Below are 25,582 nucleotides of genomic sequence, written 5' to 3'. Positions count from 1 at the left end.
AATTCACATATATTAAAAATTAATATTATGTGGAATGTTTTTTTATTAAATTTTAATTAATTCGCTTATTGATGATCGATATTAATTATTATCTATATGAGTAAATATATTTATAGGTAAGATTCATAAATATTTATATTATTATTTTTATATTATATTTTTTAATTTGTTTTTCTACACATTGATTTTTATTATTAAAAATTAAATTGTGAATTATTATTTCAATATTAGTGCCTTGATTAATTTGTAATTTATATATTACTTAAATTTGAGGTGGATAATCAGTCCTCCGAAATGGGCAGGAATCCGGCACTGGACAGTCAGTCGCTAACATCTAATGAGGAACCCCTACTGAAGTTCAGTAAGGGGTAATGTATTATAAATAAACTCAAAACCAATGGCGGTATATAAGTTTATGCACGAGATGATCTTTGTGAAACTGAATTTTCCGAAAGCAATTCTTGTGCTAGAGAAATAGTTCCAATAATGAATTTAGGAACAGTTTACCTTTTTGCGTAATTTGCCAGTGTGTTGCTGTTTCAGAGAGATAGCCTGCTGCTAAGGCTTGTTCAATTTGAACACGGATTGAAGCCTCAGATAACCCGGTGAAATCACTGAAATCTTGTTTGGGCATCATTTCCAGTAAACGGAATCGGTTCATAAAAAATTCAAATGGCCGATCTTCATTTTCTACTTGATTCTGTTTATCCAGATAGCGCCCTTGCATATATCCGCGGGGGTGTTTGGTTTTCACTGTACGCAGAATACGGCCATCTTCAAATGTGATTTTTCCATGAGCGCCACAGCCAATACCAAGGTAATCCCCAAAACGCCAGTAGTTAAGATTATGCTGGCATTGATAGCTTGGTTTGGCATAAGCAGAAGTTTCGTATTGCTGATAACCTGCTGCTGTCAGCAATTGGTGACCTTGTGAAAAGATATCCCATAAAGCATCATCGTCGGGCAGAACCGGAGGGCGAGAGCCAAAGCGGGTATTAGGTTCAATAGTCAACTGATACCATGAAAGATGCGGTGGTGATAACGCGATTGCCTGATGTAAATCATCCAGCGCCTCATCAAGGCTTTGGTTCGGCAAACCATGCATCAAATCCAGATTAAAACTGCGTAGCCCCAGACTAGCGGCTAAATGCGCTGCCCGTTTGGCTTCATCCGGCCCGTGAATACGGCCAAGGCGTGCTAGTTTATCCGGGCTGAAACTTTGCACGCCAATGGATATTCGGTTAATACCCGCTTGCTGATAACCACTAAAGCGGTCGGCTTCCACAGTACCCGGATTGGCTTCCATAGTAATTTCAGCTTGCGGCGATACCGGTAGGAGAGCACGGACGCCATCCAGCAATTGTTGCATTGCCTGTGAGCTAAGCAAGCTAGGGGTTCCACCACCAATAAAGATAGTGGTAACTTCCCGTTCATTGACCATTGGCAGATCTGTGTTCAGATCTGCCAATAAATGGTCAACATACTCCTGGTGCGGAACGTCGCCTTTCAAAGCATGAGAGTTGAAATCACAGTAAGGGCACTTTTGTACACACCACGGAATATGGATGTAAAGACTCAGTGGTGGGAGCTTAAGCATTACTTAGTGTATCCAACATCATCTTTAGTGCCTGACCACGGTGCGAAACGGCATTTTTTTGTTCACCAGTTAATTCAGCCGCGGTACAACCTAATTCTGGTATGTAAAAGATGGGATCATAACCGAACCCGCCATTACCGGCAGGTTTACGTGCGATAATCCCCGGCCAGCGGCCATGAAATACCAGTGGTGTTGGATCTTCCGCGTGGCGCATATAAACCAGCACACAGTTAAACTGAGCTTGACGTTGATCATCAGGAACATCTTTCATCGTATCTAGCAATTTTTCTAGATTTTGCTGATCGGTGCTGTTTTCACCTGCATAGCGCGCTGAATAGATGCCTGGAGCGCCGCCAAGGATGTCTACGGATAGACCAGAGTCATCCGCAATCGCCGGTAGGCCGGTAATTTGCGCGGCGTGACGGGCTTTAAGAATGGCATTTTCAATAAATGTCAGACCGGTTTCTTCGGCTGAGTCTACGCCTAATTCAGTTTGAGCGACAATATCCAGACCAAAATCAGCCAGTAATTGTGCCAGTTCACGAACTTTTCCGGGGTTGCCGGTTGCCAGAACGACTGTTTGCATTATTTTGAATCCAATTTAATTCTTATTTACTGTATCAGCCATGAAAGAACATCAGCGCGAAGATAGTTCAGTGCGTAGAGGATCAAAATGACGATCATGGCTGAAAAATCAAGGCCGCCCATTGTTGGGATAATACGGCGGATAGGCGCCATCAACGGTTCTGTCAGTTGCATCAGAACATAGTCAATCGGATTGCGCCCCTGGCTTATCCAACTTAGTAAAGCACGTGCCAGCACTAACCAAAATACCAGTTTACCTGCTGCTGTCAGCAATTCGATTAATCCGATAGGAAGGAAAAGTGTGTGGAAAACAACCTCACCGGTATTGAACAAAGGTTGCATGATAAATTTAAACAATACCAGAACGTAAGCGACAACAATGGAAGCGGTATCGAGCGAACCAATAGCGGGTATAACTCGGCGTAATGGTCGAATGATCGGTTGCGTCATCTTCACAATAAATTGGGCAAATGGGTTATAAAAATCACAACGAGCCCATTGCATCCATACACGAAGTAATAAAACAGCGATGTATAAATCCAGAACTGTGGACAGAATAAAGGTTAAAAATTGCATTTAGCGGCCTTGATAAAATTAAAATTGTTTTTCCATTTCCTGTGCCCGGCGAATAGCCGCTTGCATAGCGTTGGATACGGTTTCCGGCAGTTTGCCTTCATAAAAGATACGTAGTGCTTCCGCAGTAGTACCGCCTTTAGATGTTACCTGTTCACGCAGGATTGCAAAAGGGAGATCTACATTTGATGCGGCCAGTGCCGCAGAACCTATTGCCGTTTGCAAAACAATTTCACGGGCTGTTTGGCTATCGAAACCTAAACGTTCCGCTTCCTGTTGCATTGATTCCATAAATAGGAAGAAATAAGCGGGCGCACTGCCTGCTACGGCGATAATGTCATTGATGCCGTTTTCATCTTTTACCCAGTAGGTTTTACCGACACTGTTCATTAATGCTTGGGTGAAATCACGGTCAGACTGGCTGACTTGTTCAGATGCGAATAATCCACTCAACCCCTGACCAATTAGAGCCGGCGTGTTTGGCATGATACGAACAATATTGAGTTTGTCTTGTAATAAAGCATCAAAGCGGGCAACGGAAATACCTGAGGCGATAGACAGAACCAGTTTGTTATTGAAATCTACGTTTTCTTTCAGCGGCTGACAAACTTCTGCCATCACTTGCGGTTTTACCGCCAGAACGATAACGTCGGCTTCTTGTGCGTAGCGAATATTGTCACTGCTGCTGTTAACGCCATACTCTTTTGTTAGTGCATCACGACGAGCATTACTTGGCGAGCAGACATGAATTAGCTCGGCAGGGTACCCTCCTTTTACTAATCCGGCGATGATGGCGTGAGCCATATTACCTGCACCAATAAAGGTAATTTTACGTTTTTCCATTAAATACCTCGTAGCGTTGAAATGGTTAATTGTGATACTGGCGTGCACCGAAAATGGCTGTTCCAATTCGTACTAATGTGGAACCGCAATTAATAGCAGCAGCCATATCATCAGTCATCCCCATTGAGAGGGTATCTATTTGAGAATATTTAGTTTTCAGGTTAAGGAAGGCTTGCTCCATTCTCCTGAAAACCGCCAATTGACGTTCATAGTCAGGTTCTGGCGCCGGGATTGCCATTAAACCCCGGAGCTTTACATTCGGCAGTTTGTTCACTTCGGCAGCCAGCGTTGATAGTTCATCAAGTCGAATACCTGATTTGCTCTGTTCATCACTGATATTTATTTGAATAAGAATATTCAGCGGTTCCATTCCTTTCGGGCGTTGTTCGCTCAGGCGTTGTGCTATTTTGAAGCGGTCAACGGTGTGGCACCAGTTAAAATTTTCTGCTACCAACCGGCTTTTATTAGACTGTAACGGACCGATAAAGTGCCATATCAAATCGTTACGATTTGCAAAATAAGTAATTTTTTCCACACTTTCCTGCACATAATTTTCACCAAATTGGCGTTGCCCGGCAGCGATTGCTTTTTCGATATCTTCCACAGGTTTGGTTTTACTGACTGCAAGCAAGGTAATTTCTTCTGGAGCACGTTCGCATTTCTGTGCGGCAATGGCTATATGGGTCCTGACATCTTGTAAATTTTGTTCAATATTGTTCATGGTGACTCAGGAGATTAAAAAAATGAATATGGATAAGCTAGTGGCCCTTAGTGTAAAGCATAATGCTTCAGATCTGCATCTTTGTATTGGACAAGTTCCTGTATTACGTATAAATGGAGGGCTTTGTCCGCAAACTCAACTGCCAGCGGTAAATAATCTATTGTTGGAAGAGTGGAGTAGACAGTTTTTATCAGAAAGTCAGCGACAACAGCTATTAACGGGTGGACATGTGGATTTTGCGCTGGAAACAGAAAATGGCCAGCGATTGAGAGGCAATATCTTTCGTCAGCACTCCGGGTTGTCAGCCGTTTTGCGTTTAATTCACTCTCAGTGTTCAACTCTGGAACAGCTAAAAGCGCCTGAAATTATCCGTGAAATGGCTTTGCGGGAAGAAAGTGGGTTGATCTTGGTAACCGGCGCTACAGGCAGCGGGAAGTCGACAACGTTAACGGCCATTGTGGATATGTTGAACAGCCACAGTTGTCAGCACATTATTACATTGGAAGATCCCGTGGAATTTATCCACCATAGCCGCAATTGTCTGATACAACAGCGACAAATTGGATTGGATTCACCCAGTTATCAGGCCGCGTTAAAAGGGGCTCTCCGGCAAGATCCTGATGTATTGCTGTTGGGGGAGTTGCGGGATAAGGAGACAATACGCTTGGCGTTAACTGCGGCAGAGACTGGGCATCTGGTATTGTCGACATTGCATACCAGAGGCGCTGTACAAGCAATTGACCGGTTGGTAGATATTTTCTCTGCTGAAGAAAAAGGATGGGTACGTAGTCAGTTAGCAGGCAGTTTGAAAGCCGTGATAGCGCAGCAATTAGTCTCTGCCCAGGGAGGTGGGCGAGTCGCTGTATATGAAGTATTGGTGGTTAATCAGGCTGTGAGTCATCTGATACGAGAAGGAAAAAATTATCAAATAACAACGCTTATGCAGACCGGTACTGCCAGTGGGATGCAAACCTATGAGCAGGGCTGGCAGCAGCGTAAATTGCAGGGATTACTGGCAGAGCAAACGGAAAGGAAGATTAAAGAAAATGCTATCAGTTAATCGCGAATTGTAGTTTACGGTTGCTGTTAATTGATTGCTGTTACTGTAAGTTGATCGTAATTACACTATACCCGTCATCTTTCAAGTTGCCTCTTTGTTGGCTGCACTCACTCACCCCGGTCACATAGTTATCTATGCTCCCGGGGATTCGCTCCCTTGCCGTCGCGATGCATCTTGAAATCTATTGGGTATATTAGCTATTACGTTATTAATAGCGCTGTTCAAACCAGCTTTCCAGAATAATAACAGCGGAAGTAGCATCTACTTTTCCTTTACTTAAGGCTTTATAACCACCTCGGTCGAACAGATGAGCGCGGGCTTCAACAGTTGTCAGGCGTTCATCTTGGAGTTGAACTTGTACGCCAAACCGGCCATGCAGCCGGTTTGCAAATTTACGTGCTTGTACTGTGACTAATTGCTCAGTGCCATCCATATTGAGGGGAAGACCAACGATAACCAGATCGGGTTGCCACTCTTTAAGTAATTTTTCGATTTGTTGCCAATTGGGGATACCCTCTGTGGCTTTAAACGAGGTTAATGCTCTGGCGGTACCCGTGATTTCTTGTCCGATGGCTGCGCCGATGCTGCGGGTGCCAAAATCGAAAGCCATTATTGTACGGTTACTCATCTACGCATGTCCTGCTTGTGGCGCAATATTGTAGATATTGATACCGAGCAAAGATGCGGCTTCATGCCAACGGTCCGCAATGGGTGAGTTGAAAATAATATGTGGATCAGCGTTTGCTGTTAGCCAGCTATTCTCCATTATCTCTTTTTCAAGTTGGCCTTTTTCCCAACTGGCATACCCCAATGTGACCAATATCTGTTTTGGTTGGCGTGGTGTACCCAAGGTTTCAAGGACATCTTTGGATGTGGTGATCATTGTGTCATCGGAAATTTTAATACTTGAACTAAAACCGGGTCTGGGAGTGTGTAATATAAAACCATGATCTTCAGCCAGTGGGCCGCCAGTCATGACAGGTTTGTTTAGATTGATACTTTCATCCCGATCTTCTGGTGATATTTTCAGCTTTTGTAAAACTTTCCGAACGGAGATTTGCTCAATAGGTTTATTTATCACCAATCCCATTGCCCCATTTTCATTATGTTCACAAATGTAAACAACTGAGCGTTTGAAATAGGGATCAGATAATGAGGGCATGGCGATAAGAAAATGGTGCTGTAGATTCATTTTGTTTCTAGTAATTAACCTTGCTGTGTAAGGATTATTTAGCCCACAGTATGTGGGCTAAAAGTATAAATGACAAACCCTGACAGGCAAATTCGCAAAAAGAATTTTTTATTTCTCTAACCGTTGTTCAATCGCATTCATTAACATGCCAATGATTGAAATATCAGGGAAAGCGGCTTCTATCTCGCGTGCACAGGTTGGGCTGGTGACATTAATTTCAGTCAGTTTGTCACCAATGATGTCCAGGCCGACAAAAATTAACCCTTTTTCTTTTAAAGTCGGAGCAACAGCTTTGGCGATAGCCCAGTCACTTTCTGAAAGCGGGCGAGCTTCACCACGGCCGCCCGCAGCAAGATTACCTCGGGTTTCACCTTGGGCAGGGATGCGAGCCAGGCAATAAGGAACGGGTTCGCCATCGACAATTAATACCCGTTTATCGCCTTCGTTGATGGCCGGTAAGAAATTTTGCGCCATGCAGAAGCGACTGCCATGTTCCGTCAAGGTTTCAATAATAACCCCAACGTTTGGGTCATCTTTTTTCAGACGGAATATTGATGCGCCGCCCATACCATCTAGTGGTTTAAAGATGACATCGCCATGTTTCTGGTGGAATTCACGTAAGTGAGCAGCGTTGCGAGTCACTAATGTATCTGGTGTTAAATCAGGGAACCAGGCTGTGAATAGTTTTTCGTTACAATCGCGCAGGCTTTGCGGTTTATTGACAATAAGAGCGCCTTTCTCTTCTGCGCGCTCCAAAATATAAGTGGCGTAAATGTATTCAGTATCAAATGGAGGATCTTTACGCATCAGGATGACATCCAATGTTTCCAGTGTCAGATCTTGTTCTCCATCGAACTGATACCATTGCTGTGGGCTGTTTTCTACCTGCAATAAGCGGGTACGTGCGCGGGCTTCCCCTTGGTGCAGATAGAGATCGCTCATCTCCATATAATGGAGTTCCCAGCCGCGGCGTTGTGCTTCCAATAGCATGGCAAAACTGGTGTCTTTCTTGATGTTGATGGATGAAATGGGGTCCATCACGATGCCGATTTTGATCATTCTTTCTCCTTAACCCAAATCGCCGAAACGCACTTGTAATGCAGTAATTGCGGTGAGCGCTGTCGTTTCTGTTCTCAGTACCCGTGGTCCTAACAGGATATCAGTAAATTGGTAATTAGTTGTCATAGCAATTTCATCTATCGATAATCCTCCTTCCGGGCCAATCAGTAAACGGACTTTTTCTACAGGTAAAGGCAGGGTATTGATGCTTTGGCTGGCTCGTGGATGTAGATTTAATTTTAAACTGCCATCATCTTCCGCACACCAGTGTTCGAGTTGCATCACTGGGCGAATTTCAGGTATACGGTTGCGGCAGCATTGCTCGCAGGCAGCAATAGCAATTTTCTGCCACTGTTGAAGTTTTTTAGCCAGCCGTTCTCCATCCAGCTTTACACCGCAACGTTCAGAAATTAAAGGCGTAATAACATTTACCCCTAGTTCTACAGATTTTTGAATGGTGAACTCCATTTTCTCACCGCGGGATATGACTTGCCCTAAATGGAGATGAAGTGGTGATTCATTATCGGCAAGTTCGCTATTGCTGATATGTACTTTGATAGATTTTTTGCTAGCTTCGGTAATCTGAGCGTTGAAGATTTGATTGCTGCCGTCAAACAGTTGCAACTGTTGACCATGACTCATTCTGAGTACCCGCCCAACATGGTTAGCCGCCTCATCACTCAGATAAATTTCAGTATTCGATGAGAGTAATTCCGGGTGATATATGCGGGGTATGCGCATGTTTTTCTTTCCTTCCTGCGGGGTATACCCGTCATCTTTCAAGTTGCCTCTTTGTTGGCTGCACTCGCTCACCCCGGTCGCATAGTTATCTATGCTCCCGGGGATTCGCTCCCTTGCCGTCGCGATGCATCTTGAAATCCATTGGGTATATACATAAAGCAATAAATAATGAAAGATATGATAAGGGAGGATTAATCCAATTATCAAGCTATCTCGATGCAGATTGTTATCTCTGAATAAATGTTGCGAGTCTGCTCGCAGATTTATATTTAATTTGACTGTTTTATATTTATTTTGTTGTTTTAAAGTAGAGGTGTTTATTATTATCTTTTTATGCCAAAAACATAATGAATATTTGTTTTATTACTTAATTAAAATATTAATTATATAATTAATTCGGAGGTGTTTTATTAAATGAATTTTAATATTAAGATTATTGTTTTAGCTATTTTGGTTGGAATAGTGTCAGGAATAACTTTGAATAAAGTGACATCTGCATTTATTAAGGTTATTTATGGATATAAAGAAATGGTTTTTAGTTATTTTCAGGTTGAATTAGTGACGCTGTTTATAACGGCTTTCTTTATGATTTATTTTCCATGGAATTTTAATTTATATGTTGCTTTGATATTTGTTTGGACGCTAATTATATTATCTTTTATTGATATAAAAATTAAATTATTGCCAGATATAATAAATTATTCACTTTTATGGTTAGGGTTATTACTGAATTTGAATCAAACTTTTGTGCCTATCGAACAAGCTGTGACAGGTGCGATTGCGGGTTATTTAATTTTATGGTCGCTCTATTGGTTATTCAGAATAATTTGTCATAAAAAAGGGTTAGGCTATGGTGATTTTAAGTTAATGGCTGCGGTTAGTGCTTGGTTGGGGATTGGCGCCATTCCTTTATTAATGTTTTTGTCCTCACTGTTTGGTTTGATTGGGTACTTTTGGATGTGGAGAATACGAAAAAATTACCAAGAGTCTGTTGCTTTTGGCCCATATATAGCCATTTCTGCGGCCATCATGATCTATATGCATTTATTGGGAGTGGATGGGTTGTCGTGGATGGCGCCCGATAGCTGAAAATGTATGGGCGCCAGTAGTTAAAATTGTGGTATTAAAACTGATCGTGAATCAACGCATCTTGCCAACGTTTGGGTTGTCCCAGGTATTTATCAAGAGAAATAATAGATAGCTCGTTTCTGTTATTTTCCAAAATAAACGTAGGGAAGCCTGAGCCGCCAACTGCTGCCAATAGTTCACGGCTTTTCCTAATGTGTTGGAGACTTTCTGATTCATTATTCAGTGTAAGCTCTTGCTGAAAGAGTACTGAATTAAGCTGTAATTCATTTGCTAAATTCAATAATGTTTCAGTTTTGCTGATTTTTAATCCACGAACATAATGCGCTTTTTGTACTGCCAGTAACATGTCGACACCTTTACTAGCCAGTTTTTCTGCTGCAAGAATGGCTGATATTGGCGGCAATGAATCCATAATCAGTGACTTATCATTTAACAGTGCGACATATTGCTCACTGAAAGTTTGCCCGGTAAGGCTTGCGATCCGTTTATCCTGACTAAGAACATAATCACGCCATGTGCTGTCTATTTGGCGTCTGTTATCACCTGTCAGCATTCCGCCGCCATGCAATTCAATTTTTACATTTGCGACCTCTTTTGCTGCTTGTATCAGAGAGGAAACGCCATAACACCAGCCACATAGTGGATCATAGATATAATGCAGAGTCATTCCGGGCATATTACTTATTCCTAAAAATACTTGTTCCTAAAAATACTCATTCCTAAAAAAGAGTTAATTTATTTACTGGGGCCACTTCATTTCGCCTTTCAGCACCTTAGCACTTAATTCAAGACTGGATTTGTCTCCAAGTTTTGGATAGTGCTTTTCCATTGCGGCTATTAGCGCTTTTGAATCTTTCGCTTTTGCCAGCTCTTTCTCAAAAATAGTCAGGTATTCTTGCGTGAAATGAACGGATTCCAACGTCATTGGTGTGTTACCAATGAAATGTCCCGGAACCACAGTTGTCGGTTTCAGATCTTTTATACGATCTAATGTCTGCATCCAATTTTTACGGGATGCTTTAGATTGTGTATCTGCCATCCAGACATGAATGTTGCTTGAAACAGTGACGCCTCCGACTACCGCTTTTAGCTTAGGTATCCAAACGAAAGTGCGGTCAGCCGCAGGGCCATCAAGACCTTCGACGATTAACTTTTCACCGTCAACTGTAAAAGTGTTACCTTCCAGTGGTTGCGGCACGATAACTTTTTTGGGGGCCTTTTCTTTCAGAACACCTCCCCAATAAGCCAGTTTGCCATCTTTGGTCTTTTTGATTTCTTTAATGGTTTCTGGTGATGCAATGACTTTTGCGTTAGGGAACGCTTTGGTCAGTGTATCAAGGCCAAAATAGAAATCAGGATCAGACTGACTGATATAGATAGTCGTCAGTTTTCTGCCGGTATATTTAATTCTTCTGGCCAGTGCTTCAGCGTCATTTTTTTGGAACTGAGCATCGATCAGTACAACTTCTCTATCACCGATGATGAGCTCAGAAGAGACGGGAAATAGGCTTCTTTCACCTGGATTGAAAACATCCAGTTTTAGGTTAGCGGCTTGTGCCAGAGAAATGGTACCCAAGGAAAGGATACCTGTCAGCGCAATATTTAATGTTGTTTTGCGAGTCATGATTGAATTCCTGATGTTGTGTGTAGCAAGGTTCATAATAAGTTGCGTTTTTCGATGAAAAAACCGCATAATTGGCAATTATTTGTTGCATAAATCGAGCTAATTGATGGATAGAGTCACTGCTGCGCAAGTGTTCTCTATAATTGTAGAACAAGGCAGCATGATTGCCGCATCGGAACGGTTAGATATGTCGCGGGCAATGGTATCTCGTTATCTGGCTGAGATGGAAAAATGGGCGGGAGTGCGTCTGTTACATCGTACAACGAGAAAGATCAGCCTGACATCGGCAGGAGAGATCGTCTATCAGAGCAGTCGTAAGTTATTGCAATTGGCGGAAGAGATTCCGGTTCATCAACCAGTAGAAGCGCAGGAGCTGAGCGGCCTTCTGCGAATAAGCAGTTCTCAATCTCTGGCGGTGAGCGCATTGTCTGTGGCGATTCCTGAATTTATGCAGCTTTATCCTCAAATAGCCATTGATATGCAAATGAGCAACAAGGCAATAAATTTGGTCGAAGAACGGATAGATTTAGCGTTGCGCATCACGAATAATCTGGAACCGAATTTGATCGCCAGACCGTTATCGACATGTCATTCTGTGATCTGTGCCGCTCCTTCCTATCTGATGGAAAAAATGCTCCCACAAAAGCCTGCTGATTTAGCCCTGCATAACTGTATGACTTATAATTTTTTTGGCAAAAGTCTTTGGTTATTTGAACGTCGAGGAGAAAAATATTCTGTTCCTGTTAGTGGCACTTTGAGCGCCAATGAGTCTATGGTGTTAATGGAAGCAACATTGCAAGGCGCGGGAATCGCTATGCAACCCTATTATTCTGTTGCTTCGTATTTAGCGTCGGGAAAATTGATTCAGTTGTTGCCGGAATATCAACCCCAAGCTATGGGAATTTATGGTATTTATGCCAGCCGTCAAAATATGCCAGCAACGCTGAGGGCATTCCTGGATTTTCTGGTGCAATGGTTTGCTTCTTCTCCGTACTGGCAAGCGCTAATGCTGAAAAGCTGACTTTAGTTTCTGAGGAAACCGGGCAATTTGTGCTTTTAAGTGTTCAATAAAAGTATCGACTGGGGCGGAAGAAGGGCGGTGAATGGGCTTTATCAGGCTGACAGTAAAAGGAATATTAAGGCTGAATGGGCGGGCGCATATTTCAGATTTACTGTGGCTATCCAGATAATCGAGTACCGTCAGTGGATTGACAATAGAGACACCAATGCCTTCGCGCACCATTGCACATACTGACGCCGCACTGTGAGTTTCCATAATCATGCGGCGGCGAATACGGTGTTCTGCGAATATTCCATCAATGAGTTGACGATAGCTATCCGTTATCGAAAGGCTAATAAAATTTTGTTCGCTGAAATCTTCGGGAGTCAATAACGGTTTATGACTGAGAGGATGAGCGGCGGGTAATACGCAAATTTCATTCAGTGTGATCAGTGTTTCTCTCTGCGTACCGGGTGGTGTCTGCAAATGTTCTGTTAGACCTAGATCATGGCGTTGAGCGGAGAGCCACTCTTCCAGTAGCGGTGATTCCTGAGGGATGATTGTTAAGTTAGTATCGGGGTATTGACGGGTGAAGCGGCGGCAAACTTTCGGTAATAGTGATTGAGAAAATACCGGCAGGCAGGCGATGGAAAGCTGAGCATGTTGAAATTTACGTATATTGTCAGCCGCATTCATTATTCTTTCGAGTCCATAATAAGAGCGCTGGACTTCTTCAAAAAGGCGCAGTCCTTGTGCTGTCGGATGCAGGCGGCCTTTTACTCGGTCAAATAGTTTGAATTTTATTAGATGCTCGAATCGTGCTAATTCACGACTGACTGTTGGTTGTGATGTTTGTAATAAAATAGCCGCTTCTGTCAGGTTTTTTGTCGTCATTACCGCATGGAAGATTTCAATATGGCGCCATGAACAAGAAGACATAAATTGTTCCTTCAAATGATAATGCTATATCACAGATGAATAGACTATAACGAAATGGATATTTTTATTCCTGCTTTTTACTGCCAATAATGGGTTATTTGTCGACTTTGTGAGAGGAACCCTGATGAGCGCTTTTACCCGCAATAATTGTCCTAATTTGATACCAGAGAATTTGAGTCTCCTACCAGAGACATATGGTACTCCATTATGGGTTTACGATAGTGAAACAATTATTCAAAAAATCAAATCATTATATCAATTTGATGTAATTAGGTTTGCTCAGAAGGCTTGTTCTAATACTCATATTTTGCGCTTGATGCGTGAGTATGGTGTGAAAGTTGATGCCGTTTCGCTAGGGGAAATTGAGCGTGCTTTGCGGGCTGGATTTTGTCCAGGGCAAGAAATAGCAGACATTGTTTTCACTGCTGATTTAATCGATGGGCCGACGTTGCAAAGAGTAACCGAATTGGATATTCCGGTTAATGCGGGTTCTATCGATATGTTGGAACAGATTGGTCAATGTAAACAAGGGCATCCGGTATGGTTGCGGATTAATCCTGGGTTTGGTCATGGTCATAGCCAGAAGACGAATACGGGAGGGGAAAACAGTAAACATGGTATTTGGTATCAGGATGTTCCACAGGCAATTGAGAAAATCCGCTACTATGGATTGAAATTGCTTGGTTTACATATGCATATCGGTTCTGGTGTCGATTATCATCACCTTGCCAGTGTGTGCAATGCGATGGTTGAACAGGTTATTCTTTGTGGCGAAGATATTCAGGCAATTTCAGCCGGCGGGGGTTTATCGACTCCTTATCATCAGGGAGATGAGCGAATCAATATCGCTCATTATTTTGGGTTGTGGGATGATGCTCGTAAAAGAATTGAGCAGCATTTAGGTCATAAAATTGAGCTAGAAATTGAACCGGGGCGTTTTTTGGTAGCAGAATCTGGCGTTCTGATGACAGAAGTTCGGGCGGTTAAGCAGATGGGGAACCGTAATTATGTTCTAGTGGATGCGGGGTTCAATGACTTAATGCGTCCAGTAATGTATGGCAGTTATCACCATATCTCAGTTTTGCCTGCTGATGGACGTGAGATTGAGCGATTGCCATTGCGGGAAACATTAGTTGCGGGGCCGTTATGTGAATCCGGTGATATTTTTACGCAGGTTGAGGGCGGGGGGGTAGCGCCAAGAGCGTTGCCTCCTGTGCAAGTTGGCGACTATTTAGTTTTTCATGACACTGGTGCCTATGGTGCGTCGATGTCCTCCAATTACAATAGTCGTCCGTTGATCTCTGAAGTGTTGTTTGTTAATGGTCACCCCCAATTAATTCGTCGCCGTCAAACAATTGAAGAGTTGTTAGCATTGGAAGAAGTATCCTTTGCTTCTATGTCTACGTCATAAAATACGGGGCGATATTTGTTAAGATATCGCCCCGTGATTAATTTAGAACTCTCTTTAAATCATTAATTTCAAGCGGCTTCTGTTCTCCGCTTTTCAATGTGAGCAGGAACAGCCAGTGCTTCTGGTTCAAACTCATCGACATTAATAGAACGTAGACGGCTTGCTTCAGCACGTTTTAGAATTGCGGCTTCGTCTGGCGTGATCTTACGTTCTGCGAGTGCGCGTTCTGCCAGTTTATCCAGGCGAGTAAAGCCAAGGCGTTTACCTGCTTCGCGACTCAAACGGGCATGAATCGGTTCTGCGGCAATAATGTCGTGCAGCGCTTCTTCCAATAATCCGTGAGGATTGTGTTCGCTTGGTGTCAGATATTGACCTCGGCCAATGCGATCGCGGGTAGCTGAAGGTTGTTGTAAAATCTGGGCCAGTTTGTGATCCAGACGGTCAGATGGCGCTGAATGTACACGCCCTAGCGGGAAGACGATAACACGCATCAGACCGGCAACCAGACGATTCGGGAAGTTACTCAGTAAATTATCTATCGCCTGTTCTGCCTGATATAAGCTATCTTGAACGGCCCACTGAACTAGCGGTAAATCTTCTTTTTGACGACCTTCATCTTCATAGCGTTTCAACGTCGCGGAAGCCAGATAAGTTTGACTCAGAACATCGCCAAGACGGGCAGAGACACGTTCACGGCGTTTCAGGCTACCGCCTAATACACCCATTGCTACATCTGATAATAGCGCAAGGTTGGCGCTCTGGCGGTTTAATTGCTGATAGTAACGGCGTGTTGCATCATTGACCGGCGTGCTGCTGGTGCGGCCATTGGTTAAGCCGAGCCAGAAGCTGCGTAACATGTTACTGGCAACGTGACCAAGGTGGCTAAACAGTGCCTTATCAAAGTCTTTAATACGGTTATTTTCCGCCGCAGCCATTTCATCAAGTACATAAGGATGGCAGCGGATAGCTCCCTGACCGTAGATAATCATGTTGCGGGTCAGAATATTGGCGCCTTCAACGGTAATGGCGATAGGCGCGCCTTGATAAGCGCGAGCAAGGAAGTTGGATGGACCAAGGCAAATACCTTTACCACCGGCAATGTCCATTGCGTCAATAATTGAGCGTTGGCCCCGGTGAGTACAGTGATATTTCACGATAGCGGATAACACAGAGGGTTTTTCACCTAGCATAATACCGGTTGTTGCAAGCGTTGCAGCGGCATCCATCAAATAGGCGTTACCGGCAATGCGTGCCAGTGGTTCTTCAATTCCTTCCATTTTACCGATTGGCATTTTGAATTGGCGGCGGATATAAGAGTATGCGCCAATCGCCATCGCAACACTTTTCAAACCGCCGGTTGCATTTGACGGCAGAGTGATGCCACGGCCGACAGACAGACACTCAACCAGCATACGCCAGCCTTGTCCGGCCATTTTGGGCCCGCCAATGATATAGTCGATGGGGACAAAGATATCTTTACCGCGAGTTGGGCCATTCTGGAACGGAACGTTCAGTGGGAAATGACGGTGACCAATTTCTACTCCCGGTACATTGGTTGGAATCAACGCACAGGTAATACCCAATTCTTCTTTATCGCCTAATAAACGGTCAGGGTCAGACAGTTTGAAAGCCAGACCGAGTACGGTAGCGATAGGTGCAAGTGTGATATAGCGTTTGTTCCAGGTCAGGCGCATACCCAGAATTTGCTCACCTTGCCATTCTCCCATACAGACTACGCCTGTATCTGGGATTGATCCGGCATCAGAGCCAGCTTCCGGGCTGGTCAATGCGAAACATGGGATCTCTTCGCCACGGGCAAGCCCAGGTAGATAGCGGTTCTTCTGCTCTTCGGTGCCATAATGCTGTAATAGTTCACCAGGGCCGAGAGAGTTAGGTACACCTACGGTGATTGCCAGAATGCCGGATGTCCCCGCCAATTTTTGCAGCACTCGTGCTTGTGCATAGGCTGAGAATTCCAGGCCGCCATACTCTTTTTTAATGATCATGGCAAAGAAACGGTGCTCTTTCAGGTAACGCCATAACTCAGGTGGTAAATCAGCAAGTTCATGGCTTATCTGGAAATCATTGGTCATACGGCAAGCTTCTTCTACCGGACCATCCAGAAATGCTTGTTCTTCAGCGGTTAACTGAGGCTTTGGATAGTCATGCAATTTTTTCCAGTCGGGTTTACCGCGGAACAGTTCGCCTTCCCACCAGGTAGTACCTGCATCAAGAGCTTCTTTTTCCGTGCGAGATAGACTTGGCATTACTTTACGGAAGGCTTTTAGGGCCGGAACGGTAAGTAAGGAGTGGCGCATTGGCGCAAAATTCAGTGGGAACAGAATAATGGCCATTGGTAACAACATCCAGTAGCTCCATGCATCAATAGCGCCCATCAAGACGGTATAGACAAGGAGCAGTAGGCTGCTGAGACTGAGATTGACTTTGTGATAGCAAAGTATCCCAATCAATACTAAGAATAGAATAATACTCAATGTGGTCATAATAAAAGCTCCTGGTTAATCTCAGGGTCAGGTAAGTCATCAGAGGTCGGACCTGTTGTGGTGTTCTTCTCTTTTTAGACCAGGAAATTGTTTTTAGCAATATCTTTACATCTTAATTACAATGTAGCTCACAAACTCAAGGTGATCGGCAGCGGATTAATTCTCCAGAAACGAGATGTTGTCTTCTTTCAATTCTCTTGATCCGGTAAACTGCCATCCGGCACAACATTAAAGATTACCTGACCGAAGTGAGGAGCCTATGTATCAAGACCTGATCCGTAGTGAATTGAACGAAGCCGCGGATACGCTGGCAAAGTTTTTAAGTGACGATGCAAATATTGAAGCAATTCAAAAAGCAGCAGTATTACTGGCTGATTCATTTAAAGCGGGCGGCAAGGTACTGTCCTGCGGTAATGGGGGGTCGCATTGTGATGCAATGCATTTTGCAGAAGAATTGACAGGCCGTTACCGCGAAAATCGCCCTGGCTATCCAGCGATTGCGATTTCTGATGTCAGTCACCTTTCCTGCGTCAGTAATGATTTCGGGTATGAATTTGTTTTTTCTCGTTATGTGGAAGCCGTTGGGAAAGAGGGAGATGTATTATTGGGTCTCTCTACTTCCGGTAATTCCGGTAATATTATTAAAGCAGTTGAAGCTGCCCGCTTAAAAGGCATGAAAGTTATTACTCTGACAGGCAAGGATGGCGGTAAAATGGCAGGAACCGCTGATGTGGAAATCCGTGTCCCGCATTTTGGTTATGCAGATCGTATTCAGGAAATTCATATCAAAGTTATTCATATCCTGATTCAACTTATCGAAAAAGAGATGGTTAAAGCCTGATTTTATAGGCTACAGAGGTGAGCAATGTGTGAATTACTTGGCATGAGTGCAAATGTGCCAACAGATATCTGCTTTAGTTTAGGTGGTCTGATTCAACGGGGTGGTCATACCGGGCCCCATAAGGATGGTTGGGGGATCACATTTTATGAGGGGCGGGGCTGTCGCACATTTAAAGATCATCAACCAAGTTACAATTCGCCCGTTGCTCGCTTCGTACAAGAGTATCCAATTAAATCCAGAGTAGTGGTTTCTCATATCCGGCAGGCTAACCGCGGTAATGTTGCGTTGGAAAATACTCATCCTTTCATCCGCGAAATGTGGGGACGTAACTGGACTTATGCCCATAATGGGCAGCTTCGAGGCTATCGGCAGCTTGAAACTGGTCAGTATCGTCCCGTTGGGCAAACGGATAGTGAACATGCTTTTTGCTGGATTTTGCATCAACTTGCGCAAAAATATCCAAGAACCCCTTCCAACTGGCCTCAGGTTTTTCGTTTTATCGCCTCACTGGCAGACGAACTCAGCAAAAAAGGCGTATTCAATATGTTGCTGTCAGATGGGCGTTTTGTGATGGCATATTGCTCAACCAACCTCTATTGGATTACCCGTCGGGCGCCGTTTGGAAAAGCAAAACTTCTGGATCAGGATGTTGAAATTGATTTTCAACAGCATACACAACCGGATGATGTTGTTTCTGTTATTGTGACCCAACCGTTAACTGGCAATGAAGCTTGGCATCGTATTGAGCCGGGTTGTTATGCGCTATTTCATCTTGGTGAACGCGTATTGTGATTGATGCTGCAAAAGTGGCGATTTGTTAGGTGTAGCATTAACTACATATTGACCATTAATGACGTTGATCGTGGCCGGCCGATGATTTTTTGCAAAATACTCATAGGCCGGTTGTAATTGTAGCCAAAACATATAATGGGAGGATGAACGGTGGCGTAACATATTCTGTGGTGTCATTCTGAATGGATAAATACTGATATTAATTTCGTATTGCCCGCGCAATAATGCATTTTCTACATAATAGTAGATCTCATCCATGTAACCATTAGTCATAGCGTAGCAACCGACAGATTTACACTCTCCGTGGATCATTAAATAATTGCCGGAATAGCCTCTGAATTTATCGTATTCATTTGGAAATCCCAGATTAATAGATCGGTAATACCGACTATTTGGATTGAGTTGATTATTTTTTACACGATAGAAGCCTTCAGGGCTTTTCAGGTCGCCTTCTGTGGTTTTGGGACCAAGGCCGCCAGAGTAATTACAGATGGGGTAGCTTTTAGACAGTTGGTAGCTTCCATGACTATTTTTAGTATAAAGCTCCAGTATCCGCTCTTCTTTGAATATTTGGATAAAGACAGGAGAGCCGGTTTGTGCAGGAGAATTTTGCGTCAATTGAACGAAAGTATCCTGAGCATAGATAGGAGTGAATGAACTTAATAGCAACAATATTATTGCAGGCAAAGCCGCGGTTTTTTTCATGTGACTACCATAATAGCGATGTAGCGGACTGACTAAAAATTTAGCTTAAGATTGCCATGAGTCATCGACTTTGTGAATAAAAAATGACGATGATAACTTTGTCCTACAAAATGATTGTTAGGTTAAAATATAATCGATTGTCGGTAAAGGTGATATAATAATTCGTTTTTTGCGAACTGTTAATGGTTCAGCGCCAAAATTATTCCTGTTTGCTTGAACTAAATCACTTGATTAGTCAGACAGTCCAAGAAGGGAGATGTTAAAATTACCGCCCGGAGATTAAAGAAAATCGTAACAATTATCGGAGAATTATAACCTGAGCACGATTCGTGACTTAAGGGGTTTTTTATAGAGTGGCTATGTTACCACCAGGTAATCTGTAGCATATGATTTAATTGATAAACTTGTGCAAATCTTATGATTAAAATTAAAAAAGGACTCGACCTCCCGATTGCAGGAGCGCCTGCTCAAGTAATAGAAGACGGTCCGACGATTCGCCATGTAGCACTGTTGGGTGAAGAGTATGTTGGAATGCGTCCTTCTATGTTGGTTAAAGAAGGTGAGCATGTTAAGAAAGGCCAGATTCTTTTTGAAGATAAAAAGAATCCAGGTGTGGTTTTCACCAGTCCTGCCTGTGGGCAGGTTATGGCGATTAATCGTGGTGAACAACGTATTTTGCAGTCAATTGTGATTGAGATAATGGGAGACGAACAGGTTGATTTTGACCGTTATGATCGTTCCCAACTTGCTCAGTTATCCCGAGAACAAGTGGAAAAGAATCTGATCGATTCCGGGTTATGGACTGCGCTACGTACCCGCCCTTACAGCCGAAGTCCTGCTCCCGGCTCCTCGCCAAAAGCAATTTTTGTGACCGCTATGGATACTCAGCCTTTGGCTGCAAATCCACAGGTTATTATTGCTGCCGAGGAAGAGGCTTTTGTTGATGGCCTGAATGTGCTGACTAAACTGACCGAAGGTAAAGTCCATGTTTGCCATAGTGCAGGAAGCTTGCCGAATGTCGGTAATAATGCGCGAATCACTTATAATCAATTTTTTGGTCCGCACCCTGCGGGATTAGCTGGAACTCACATTCATTTCATTGAACCCGTCAGTGCGACGAAAACGGTATGGCACTTGGGATATCAGGATGTGATTGCTATCGGCAAATTATTCACTACCGGCACACTTTATACCGATCGTGTCATTGCACTGGCAGGCCCGCAGGTTGAGAAACCACGTCTTATACGCACCTGCTTAGGGGCTGATTTGCTTGAGTTAACTCAGGAGCAGCTTAAAGAGGGTGAAAACCGTATTATTTCAGGTTCCGTATTGTGCGGTACTCAGTCGGATGAAGTTCATCACTATCTTGGTCGTTTCCACACTTTGGTCTCTGTTTTGTGTGAAGGCCGCGAAAAAGAGCTATTTGGTTGGATCATGCCGGGTATCGATAAATTTTCCATTACCCGCACCACCATTGGTCATTTCCTGAAAAATAAGCGTTTTGCTTTTTCAACGGCAATGAATGGCGGTGAACGTTCTATGGTGCCAATCGGCAACTATGAGCGTGTTATGCCTTTGGATATCATGGCAACGCATTTGTTGCGGGATCTGCTGGTGGGTGATACCGATAGCGCTCAGGCGCTAGGTTGTCTGGAGTTAGATGAGGAAGACTTGGCGCTTTGTACCTATGTCTGTCCTGGCAAATATGAATATGGTCCGGTACTGCGTGAAGTGCTGACTAAGATTGAGCAGGAAGGATGATTTCATGGGCCTGAAAAACTATTTTGAAAAAATTGAGCGCCATTTTGAGCCCGAGGGCAAATTAGAAAAATATTATCCGCTGTATGAAGCGGTAACGACGATTTTCTATACACCAGGTACAGTCACTTCCGGCCGTGCCCATGTCCGTGATGCTATCGATCTAAAGCGTATGATGATCATGGTATGGCTGGCGGTATTTCCGGCAATGTTCTGGGGAATGTATAACGTTGGTCAGCAGGCGATCCCTGCGTTATACCATTTATACAGTGGCGCAGAATTACAACAAGTTCTGGCATCTGACTGGCACTACCGTGTTGCTCAGTTTTTCGGCGCGTCACTGACGCCAGGCGCTAGCTGGTGTAGCGAAATGTTGCTTGGCGCAACTTACTTTTTACCTATTTACATCGTGGTATTTGTGGTTGGCGGCTTCTGGGAAGTACTGTTTGCCATTATCCGTAAACATGAAATTAACGAAGGGTTTTTTGTTACTTCTATTTTGTTTGCGTTGATTGTTCCACCCACTATTCCTCTGTGGCAGGCGGCGCTAGGCATTACATTCGGTGTTGTAATTGCGAAAGAGGTTTTCGGTGGCACAGGCCGTAACTTCCTGAACCCGGCGCTGGCTGGCCGCGCTTTTTTGTTCTTTGCTTATCCTGCGCAAATTTCAGGTGACTTGGTATGGACTGCGGTTGATGGTTTCTCTGGCGCGACTCCGTTATCCCAATGGGCGGCTGGTGGTAGTCAGGGATTAGTGAATACCGTTACCGGTCAACCTATTACCTGGATGGATGCTTTCATTGGCAATCTTCCTGGTTCCATCGGTGAAGTCTCTACGTTGATGATTTTCATCGGCGGTGCGATTATTCTGTTTACCCGTATTGCTTCATGGCGCATTGTCGCCGGGGTGATGTTGGGTATGATTGCAACTTCCTACCTATTTAATGCTATCGGTTCAACTACTAACCCATTGTTTGCTATGCCGTGGTATTGGCATATGGTTCTGGGTGGTTTCGCTTTTGGTATGATCTTTATGGCAACAGATCCGGTATCCGCTTCATTTACTAATAAAGGTAAATGGTGGTACGGCATTCTGATTGGTGTGATGTGTGTTCTGATCAGGGTGGTTAACCCGGCATATCCAGAAGGTATGATGCTGGCGATTCTGTTCGCAAACCTGTTTGCGCCATTGTTTGATTATCTGGTCGTGCAAGCCAATATTAAGCGGAGAAAAGCCCGTGGCTAATGATAAACCCAAAAATAATGACAGCGTCGGCAGAACATTTATCGTTGTTTTTGTGCTATGTCTTGTTTGTTCAATTGTTGTAGCAGGTTCTGCGGTAGGGCTGAAATCTCAGCAACAGGAACAAAAATTGATGGATAAACAGCGTAATATCCTCGATGTTGCTGGACTACTCAATCCCCAAATGAGTGCCGATGAAGTTAAAGAAACGTTCAAAAGCCGTATTAAAACTGAGTTATTGAATCTGGATACTGCAACGCTTGAAAGCAGTCAGGGCAAGTTTAACCTGAACGATGCGTTGCGCAGTGACGATACGAGTATTGCATTACCGCCTGAAAAGGATTTGGCGAAAATTCGCCGTCGCGCCAATATGGCCGAAATCTATCTGGTGAAGAATGAGCAGGGTAAAACGCGTGAAATCGTGCTGCCTGTTTATGGTTCTGGCCTGTGGTCTGTCATGTATGCTTTTATCTCCGTTGATGTGGACGGCAAAACGGCCCGTGGTATCACTTATTATTCGCACGGTGAAACGCCGGGGTTGGGGGGAGAAGTGGATAACCCACAATGGCGTAAAAAGTGGATAGGTAAAAAACTGTATAATGATGAAGGCAAGCCGGCGATCAAAATTGTTCGTGGCGGCGCTGCTGTCGATGACCCTTATGGTGTTGATGGCTTGTCTGGTGCGACTCTCACCTCTACCGGTGTCCAGAATATGTTTAATTTCTGGTTAGGGGATAACGGTTTTGGTCCGTTCCTGAAAAAAGTACGCGAAGGAGCGTTGAAAGATGGCTGATAGTAAAGAAATAAAACGAGTCCTTCTTGGGCCGCTTTTGGATAACAACCCGATTGCATTGCAGGTTCTGGGGATTTGCTCAGCGCTGGCGGTAACAACCAAGCTGGAAACGGCGTTGGTAATGACAATCGCGGTAACCTTGGTTACTGCCTTTTCCAGCTTTTTTATCTCGTTGATCCGTCATTACATCCCCGGCAGTGTGCGAATCATTGTCCAGATGGCTATTATTGCATCACTGGTTATCGTGGTGGATCAGATTTTGCAGGCTTATGCTTATGAAATTTCCAAGCAGTTGTCTGTATTTGTTGGCCTTATCATTACTAACTGTATCGTGATGGGGCGAGCGGAAGCCTATGCGATGAAGTCTCCACCTATTGAGAGCTTTATGGATGGTATCGGTAATGGTCTGGGTTACGGCGTTATTCTGGTCATGGTTGGTTTCCTGCGCGAGTTGTTTGGTTCCGGCAAACTGTTCGGAATTACCGTGATGGAATCGGTACAAAATGGCGGTTGGTATCAGCCTAATGGTTTGTTCTTGCTAGCACCTAGCGCGTTTTTCATTATTGGTATGCTGATTTGGGGTCTGAGGACGTTGAAACCGGCGCAGGTTGATAAGGAGTAACTGACAACATGGAACATTTTATAAGCCTGTTTGTCCGCGCCGTCTTTATTGAGAATATGGCGTTGGCTTTCTTCCTCGGAATGTGCACTTTTTTGGCAGTATCGAAAAATGTCACAACTGCGTTTGGTTTGGGTATTGCCGTCACGGTGGTTTTAGGGATTTCCGTTCCTGCGAATAACCTGGTGTATAACTTGGTGTTGCGTGATGGCGCATTGGTTGAAGGAGTTGATCTCAGCTTCCTAAACTTTATTACGTTTATTGGCGTGATTGCTGCATTAGTGCAGATTCTCGAAATGATCCTTGATCGTTATTTCCCTTCACTCTATAACGCGCTCGGCATTTTTTTACCGCTGATTACCGTTAACTGTGCGATTTTTGGTGGCGTCTCTTTCATGGCGCAGCGTGACTATAACTTTTCTGAATCCATCGTGTATGGTTTTGGTTCAGGCATAGGTTGGATGTTGGCAATTGTTCTGCTGGCTTCTATTCGTGAAAAAATGAAATATGCTGATGTTCCGGCAGGTCTGAAAGGATTGGGGATCACCTTTGTCACTACGGGTTTGATGGCATTGGGTTTTATGTCCTTCTCTGGTGTGCAGTTATAAAGGCGAGAAGCGTTCATGGATATAATAATTTTAGGCGTAGTGATGTTTACCCTAATTGTGTTGGTACTGACGGCGCTGATTTTGTTCGCGAAATCAAAGTTAGTTAACACTGGGGATATTAGGGTTGAAGTTAATGGTGATCCGGAAAAGAGTTTTACCGCTCCTGCCGGTGATAAATTACTCAATATGTTGTCAAGCCAGGGTATTTTTGTCTCTTCTGCTTGTGGTGGCGGTGGCTCTTGCGGTCAGTGTCGCGTAAAAATTAAAGATGGCGGTGGCGACATTCTGCCAACAGAACTTTCTCACATTAGTAAGCGTGAAGCGAAAGAGGGCTGTCGTCTGGCTTGTCAGGTCAATGTAAGACAGGACCTGAAAATTAAGTTACCGGAAGAGATCTTCGGTGTTAAGAAATGGGAATGTGAAGTTATCTCCAACGATAACAAAGCAACTTTCATTAAAGAGCTGAAATTGAAGATCCCTGATGGGGAAGTTGTGCCTTTCCGTGCTGGTGGCTATATTCAGATTGAAGCTCAACCACATACTGCTCGTTACGCGGATTATGATGTGCCGGAGGAATACCGTGAGGATTGGGATAAATTTAATTTATTCCGCTTTGTTTCTGAGGTGAAAGAGCCGACAGTTCGTGCTTACTCAATGGCGAACTATCCAGAAGAGCACGGTATTATCATGCTTAACGTTCGTATTGCGACGCCGCCGCCAAGAAATTCGGAAGCGCCTCCGGGAATTATGTCTTCTTATATTTGGTCACTGAAACCTGGTGATAAAGTGACTATTTCTGGCCCGTTCGGTGAATTTTTCGCGAAAGATACTGATGCGGAAATGATCTTCATTGGCGGTGGCGCAGGTATGGCGCCAATGCGCTCTCATATCTTTGACCAGCTTAATCGATTGAATTCCAAGCGTAAAATTAGCTTCTGGTATGGTGCCCGTTCTAAACGTGAAATGTTCTATACCGAGGATTTTGATCAGCTAGCGGCTGAAAATGAAAACTTTACCTGGAATGTAGCCCTATCTGATGCATTGCCTGAAGACAACTGGGATGGTTACACCGGCTTTATCCATAATGTTCTGTATGAGAATTACTTGAAGGATCATCCGGCTCCTGAAGATTGCGAGTTCTACATGTGTGGGCCTCCGGTCATGAATGCCGCGGTTATCAAGATGTTGAAAGATCTTGGTGTCGAGGATGAAAACATCATGCTGGATGATTTCGGTGGCTGATAGGCCATAAATAGTTTGATTTTAATGACTGGCTGGCGCCCAC

At 43.9% G+C, this 25,582-nt stretch carries 26 protein-coding genes; 12 read left to right on the top strand and 14 right to left on the bottom strand.

Annotation, left to right across the window (positions count from 1 at the left end; translation table 11 throughout):
* Nucleotides 1-466: 466 nt before the first annotated feature.
* The 5 genes from hemW to V2H77_RS12845 are packed head-to-tail and all read right to left on the bottom strand — an operon-like array spanning nt 467 to nt 4,319.
* Nucleotides 467-1,597 (bottom strand): radical SAM family heme chaperone HemW, encoded by a 1,131-nt coding sequence (gene hemW / locus V2H77_RS12865; RefSeq protein ID WP_341499109.1) that lies wholly within the window; start codon nt 1,595-1,597, stop codon nt 467-469.
* Entirely contained in the window at nt 1,590-2,183 is a 594-nt protein-coding gene (locus V2H77_RS12860; protein ID WP_341499108.1) for an XTP/dITP diphosphatase, read from the bottom strand. The genes hemW and V2H77_RS12860 overlap by 8 nt, the downstream gene beginning before the upstream one ends.
* Before the next feature lie 26 nt (nt 2,184-2,209).
* Nucleotides 2,210-2,758: a YggT family protein gene (locus tag V2H77_RS12855; protein WP_341499107.1), complete on the bottom strand. Its 549-nt coding sequence runs from the start codon at nt 2,756-2,758 to the stop codon at nt 2,210-2,212.
* Nucleotides 2,759-2,776: 18 nt separating this feature from the next.
* Nucleotides 2,777-3,598 (bottom strand): pyrroline-5-carboxylate reductase, encoded by an 822-nt coding sequence (gene proC, locus V2H77_RS12850; protein ID WP_341499106.1) that lies wholly within the window; start codon nt 3,596-3,598, stop codon nt 2,777-2,779.
* Nucleotides 3,599-3,623: 25 nt separating this feature from the next.
* Nucleotides 3,624-4,319 (bottom strand): YggS family pyridoxal phosphate-dependent enzyme, encoded by a 696-nt coding sequence (locus V2H77_RS12845; protein WP_341499105.1) that lies wholly within the window; start codon nt 4,317-4,319, stop codon nt 3,624-3,626.
* 22 nt (nt 4,320-4,341) lie between these two features.
* On the opposite strand from V2H77_RS12845, the gene V2H77_RS12840 reads away from it, so the two are divergent.
* Nucleotides 4,342-5,379 (top strand): type IV pilus twitching motility protein PilT, encoded by a 1,038-nt coding sequence (locus tag V2H77_RS12840; protein ID WP_341499104.1) that lies wholly within the window; start codon nt 4,342-4,344, stop codon nt 5,377-5,379.
* A gap of 208 nt (nt 5,380-5,587) precedes the next feature.
* Here the strand turns inward: V2H77_RS12840 and ruvX are convergent, their stop codons facing one another.
* The 4 genes from ruvX to rsmE all read right to left on the bottom strand — a co-directional run bounded on the left by ruvX (nt 5,588) and on the right by rsmE (nt 8,371).
* A complete protein-coding gene (gene ruvX / locus V2H77_RS12835; protein ID WP_341499103.1) occupies nt 5,588-6,007 on the bottom strand; it encodes a Holliday junction resolvase RuvX in 420 nt (139 codons plus the stop codon).
* Nucleotides 6,008-6,571, bottom strand: coding sequence for a YqgE/AlgH family protein (locus tag V2H77_RS12830; RefSeq protein ID WP_341499102.1), 564 nt, complete (start codon nt 6,569-6,571; stop codon nt 6,008-6,010). It lies immediately after the preceding gene.
* A gap of 108 nt (nt 6,572-6,679) precedes the next feature.
* The gene (gshB, locus tag V2H77_RS12825) at nt 6,680-7,630 is read right to left on the bottom strand and encodes a glutathione synthase (RefSeq protein WP_341499101.1); all 951 of its coding nucleotides are present in this window, start codon (nt 7,628-7,630) and stop codon (nt 6,680-6,682) included.
* 9 nt (nt 7,631-7,639) lie between these two features.
* Nucleotides 7,640-8,371 (bottom strand): 16S rRNA (uracil(1498)-N(3))-methyltransferase, encoded by a 732-nt coding sequence (gene rsmE / locus V2H77_RS12820; protein WP_341499110.1) that lies wholly within the window; start codon nt 8,369-8,371, stop codon nt 7,640-7,642.
* Nucleotides 8,372-8,785: 414 nt separating this feature from the next.
* Between rsmE and V2H77_RS12815 the strand changes: the two genes are divergently transcribed.
* Nucleotides 8,786-9,460: a prepilin peptidase gene (locus V2H77_RS12815; RefSeq protein WP_341499100.1), complete on the top strand. Its 675-nt coding sequence runs from the start codon at nt 8,786-8,788 to the stop codon at nt 9,458-9,460.
* Between the two features lie 34 nt (nt 9,461-9,494).
* On the opposite strand, the gene V2H77_RS12810 is transcribed toward V2H77_RS12815, so the two are convergent.
* Together V2H77_RS12810 and V2H77_RS12805 are read right to left on the bottom strand one after the other, a co-directional pair.
* Entirely contained in the window at nt 9,495-10,136 is a 642-nt protein-coding gene (locus tag V2H77_RS12810; protein WP_341499099.1) for a DsbA family protein, read from the bottom strand.
* A 63-nt stretch (nt 10,137-10,199) separates the two neighbouring features.
* Nucleotides 10,200-11,084: an MBL fold metallo-hydrolase gene (locus V2H77_RS12805; protein ID WP_341499098.1), complete on the bottom strand. Its 885-nt coding sequence runs from the start codon at nt 11,082-11,084 to the stop codon at nt 10,200-10,202.
* Nucleotides 11,085-11,190: 106 nt separating this feature from the next.
* On the opposite strand from V2H77_RS12805, the gene V2H77_RS12800 reads away from it, so the two are divergent.
* Nucleotides 11,191-12,105, top strand: coding sequence for a LysR family transcriptional regulator (locus V2H77_RS12800; protein WP_341499097.1), 915 nt, complete (start codon nt 11,191-11,193; stop codon nt 12,103-12,105).
* On the opposite strand, the gene V2H77_RS12795 is transcribed toward V2H77_RS12800, so the two are convergent.
* On the bottom strand, nt 12,088-13,023 hold the full coding sequence (locus V2H77_RS12795; protein WP_341499096.1) for a LysR family transcriptional regulator: 936 nt from the start codon (nt 13,021-13,023) through the stop codon (nt 12,088-12,090). The genes V2H77_RS12800 and V2H77_RS12795 overlap by 18 nt on opposite strands.
* A gap of 124 nt (nt 13,024-13,147) precedes the next feature.
* Between V2H77_RS12795 and lysA the strand changes: the two genes are divergently transcribed.
* Nucleotides 13,148-14,434, top strand: coding sequence for a diaminopimelate decarboxylase (gene lysA, locus V2H77_RS12790; RefSeq protein WP_341499095.1), 1,287 nt, complete (start codon nt 13,148-13,150; stop codon nt 14,432-14,434).
* Between the two features lie 68 nt (nt 14,435-14,502).
* Here lysA and fadE read toward each other — a convergent pair whose 3' ends face one another.
* A complete protein-coding gene (gene fadE / locus V2H77_RS12785) occupies nt 14,503-16,938 on the bottom strand; it encodes an acyl-CoA dehydrogenase FadE (protein WP_265514317.1) in 2,436 nt (811 codons plus the stop codon).
* Between the two features lie 259 nt (nt 16,939-17,197).
* On the opposite strand from fadE, the gene lpcA reads away from it, so the two are divergent.
* Together lpcA and V2H77_RS12775 are read left to right on the top strand one after the other, a co-directional pair.
* Nucleotides 17,198-17,779 (top strand): D-sedoheptulose 7-phosphate isomerase, encoded by a 582-nt coding sequence (lpcA, locus tag V2H77_RS12780; protein ID WP_049583143.1) that lies wholly within the window; start codon nt 17,198-17,200, stop codon nt 17,777-17,779.
* 24 nt (nt 17,780-17,803) lie between these two features.
* The gene (locus V2H77_RS12775; RefSeq protein WP_265379401.1) at nt 17,804-18,571 is read left to right on the top strand and encodes a class II glutamine amidotransferase; all 768 of its coding nucleotides are present in this window, start codon (nt 17,804-17,806) and stop codon (nt 18,569-18,571) included.
* Here V2H77_RS12775 and V2H77_RS12770 read toward each other — a convergent pair.
* A complete protein-coding gene (locus tag V2H77_RS12770) occupies nt 18,542-19,276 on the bottom strand; it encodes a murein L,D-transpeptidase family protein (RefSeq protein WP_341499094.1) in 735 nt (244 codons plus the stop codon). The genes V2H77_RS12775 and V2H77_RS12770 overlap by 30 nt on opposite strands.
* 417 nt (nt 19,277-19,693) lie before the next feature.
* Here V2H77_RS12770 and V2H77_RS12765 point away from each other — a divergent pair, with 417 nt between their 5' ends.
* The 6 genes from V2H77_RS12765 to nqrF are packed head-to-tail and all read left to right on the top strand — an operon-like array spanning nt 19,694 to nt 25,539.
* Nucleotides 19,694-21,037, top strand: coding sequence for a Na(+)-translocating NADH-quinone reductase subunit A (locus V2H77_RS12765; protein WP_341499093.1), 1,344 nt, complete (start codon nt 19,694-19,696; stop codon nt 21,035-21,037).
* Between the two features lie 4 nt (nt 21,038-21,041).
* Nucleotides 21,042-22,280, top strand: a complete 1,239-nt coding sequence (locus tag V2H77_RS12760) for an NADH:ubiquinone reductase (Na(+)-transporting) subunit B (protein WP_341499092.1) — start codon at nt 21,042-21,044, stop codon at nt 22,278-22,280.
* Complete coding sequence (locus tag V2H77_RS12755) at nt 22,273-23,070, top strand: Na(+)-translocating NADH-quinone reductase subunit C (protein ID WP_341499091.1); 798 nt, start codon at nt 22,273-22,275, stop codon at nt 23,068-23,070. The genes V2H77_RS12760 and V2H77_RS12755 overlap by 8 nt, the downstream gene beginning before the upstream one ends.
* A complete protein-coding gene (locus V2H77_RS12750; RefSeq protein WP_049583138.1) occupies nt 23,063-23,692 on the top strand; it encodes an NADH:ubiquinone reductase (Na(+)-transporting) subunit D in 630 nt (209 codons plus the stop codon). Before V2H77_RS12755 ends, V2H77_RS12750 begins: the two co-directional genes overlap by 8 nt.
* 8 nt (nt 23,693-23,700) lie before the next feature.
* Nucleotides 23,701-24,297 carry an NADH:ubiquinone reductase (Na(+)-transporting) subunit E gene (gene nqrE / locus V2H77_RS12745; RefSeq protein WP_011145527.1) on the top strand — a complete coding sequence of 199 codons (597 nt, stop codon included), beginning with the start codon at nt 23,701-23,703 and terminating at the stop codon, nt 24,295-24,297.
* A 15-nt stretch (nt 24,298-24,312) separates the two neighbouring features.
* On the top strand, nt 24,313-25,539 hold the full coding sequence (gene nqrF / locus V2H77_RS12740; protein WP_341499090.1) for an NADH:ubiquinone reductase (Na(+)-transporting) subunit F: 1,227 nt from the start codon (nt 24,313-24,315) through the stop codon (nt 25,537-25,539).
* Nucleotides 25,540-25,582: the final 43 nt, after the last annotated feature.

It is taken from the genome of Photorhabdus sp. P32, assembly GCF_038085095.1.
GTDB lineage: Bacteria > Pseudomonadota > Gammaproteobacteria > Enterobacterales > Enterobacteriaceae > Photorhabdus > Photorhabdus luminescens.
The sequence above is the reverse complement of the archived record's forward strand: the minus strand, read 5'-3'. Positions and strand labels throughout refer to the sequence as shown.

Bases quoted from the DNA above. Each gene is read 5' to 3' on its own strand.
- V2H77_RS12815 (WP_341499100.1), top strand. From the start codon at position 8,786: ATGAATTTTAATATTAAGATTATTGTTTTAGCTATTTTGGTTGGAATA.
- V2H77_RS12800 (WP_341499097.1), top strand. From the start codon at position 11,191: ATGGATAGAGTCACTGCTGCGCAAGTGTTCTCTATAATTGTAGAACAA.
- V2H77_RS12810 (WP_341499099.1), bottom strand. From the start codon at position 10,136: ATGCCCGGAATGACTCTGCATTATATCTATGATCCACTATGTGGCTGG.
- nqrF (WP_341499090.1), top strand. From the start codon at position 24,313: ATGGATATAATAATTTTAGGCGTAGTGATGTTTACCCTAATTGTGTTG.
- V2H77_RS12765 (WP_341499093.1), top strand. From the start codon at position 19,694: ATGATTAAAATTAAAAAAGGACTCGACCTCCCGATTGCAGGAGCGCCT.
- V2H77_RS12840 (WP_341499104.1), top strand. From the start codon at position 4,342: ATGAATATGGATAAGCTAGTGGCCCTTAGTGTAAAGCATAATGCTTCA.
- gshB (WP_341499101.1), bottom strand. From the start codon at position 7,630: ATGATCAAAATCGGCATCGTGATGGACCCCATTTCATCCATCAACATC.
- V2H77_RS12770 (WP_341499094.1), bottom strand. From the start codon at position 19,276: ATGAAAAAAACCGCGGCTTTGCCTGCAATAATATTGTTGCTATTAAGT.
- rsmE (WP_341499110.1), bottom strand. From the start codon at position 8,371: ATGCGCATACCCCGCATATATCACCCGGAATTACTCTCATCGAATACT.
- V2H77_RS12855 (WP_341499107.1), bottom strand. From the start codon at position 2,758: ATGCAATTTTTAACCTTTATTCTGTCCACAGTTCTGGATTTATACATC.
- proC (WP_341499106.1), bottom strand. From the start codon at position 3,598: ATGGAAAAACGTAAAATTACCTTTATTGGTGCAGGTAATATGGCTCAC.
- V2H77_RS12750 (WP_049583138.1), top strand. From the start codon at position 23,063: ATGGCTGATAGTAAAGAAATAAAACGAGTCCTTCTTGGGCCGCTTTTG.
- V2H77_RS12805 (WP_341499098.1), bottom strand. From the start codon at position 11,084: ATGACTCGCAAAACAACATTAAATATTGCGCTGACAGGTATCCTTTCC.
- V2H77_RS12860 (WP_341499108.1), bottom strand. From the start codon at position 2,183: ATGCAAACAGTCGTTCTGGCAACCGGCAACCCCGGAAAAGTTCGTGAA.
- V2H77_RS12845 (WP_341499105.1), bottom strand. From the start codon at position 4,319: ATGAACAATATTGAACAAAATTTACAAGATGTCAGGACCCATATAGCC.
- V2H77_RS12775 (WP_265379401.1), top strand. From the start codon at position 17,804: ATGTGTGAATTACTTGGCATGAGTGCAAATGTGCCAACAGATATCTGC.
- fadE (WP_265514317.1), bottom strand. From the start codon at position 16,938: ATGACCACATTGAGTATTATTCTATTCTTAGTATTGATTGGGATACTT.
- nqrE (WP_011145527.1), top strand. From the start codon at position 23,701: ATGGAACATTTTATAAGCCTGTTTGTCCGCGCCGTCTTTATTGAGAAT.
- V2H77_RS12830 (WP_341499102.1), bottom strand. From the start codon at position 6,571: ATGAATCTACAGCACCATTTTCTTATCGCCATGCCCTCATTATCTGAT.
- V2H77_RS12760 (WP_341499092.1), top strand. From the start codon at position 21,042: ATGGGCCTGAAAAACTATTTTGAAAAAATTGAGCGCCATTTTGAGCCC.
- hemW (WP_341499109.1), bottom strand. From the start codon at position 1,597: ATGCTTAAGCTCCCACCACTGAGTCTTTACATCCATATTCCGTGGTGT.
- V2H77_RS12795 (WP_341499096.1), bottom strand. From the start codon at position 13,023: ATGTCTTCTTGTTCATGGCGCCATATTGAAATCTTCCATGCGGTAATG.
- lysA (WP_341499095.1), top strand. From the start codon at position 13,148: ATGAGCGCTTTTACCCGCAATAATTGTCCTAATTTGATACCAGAGAAT.
- ruvX (WP_341499103.1), bottom strand. From the start codon at position 6,007: ATGAGTAACCGTACAATAATGGCTTTCGATTTTGGCACCCGCAGCATC.
- lpcA (WP_049583143.1), top strand. From the start codon at position 17,198: ATGTATCAAGACCTGATCCGTAGTGAATTGAACGAAGCCGCGGATACG.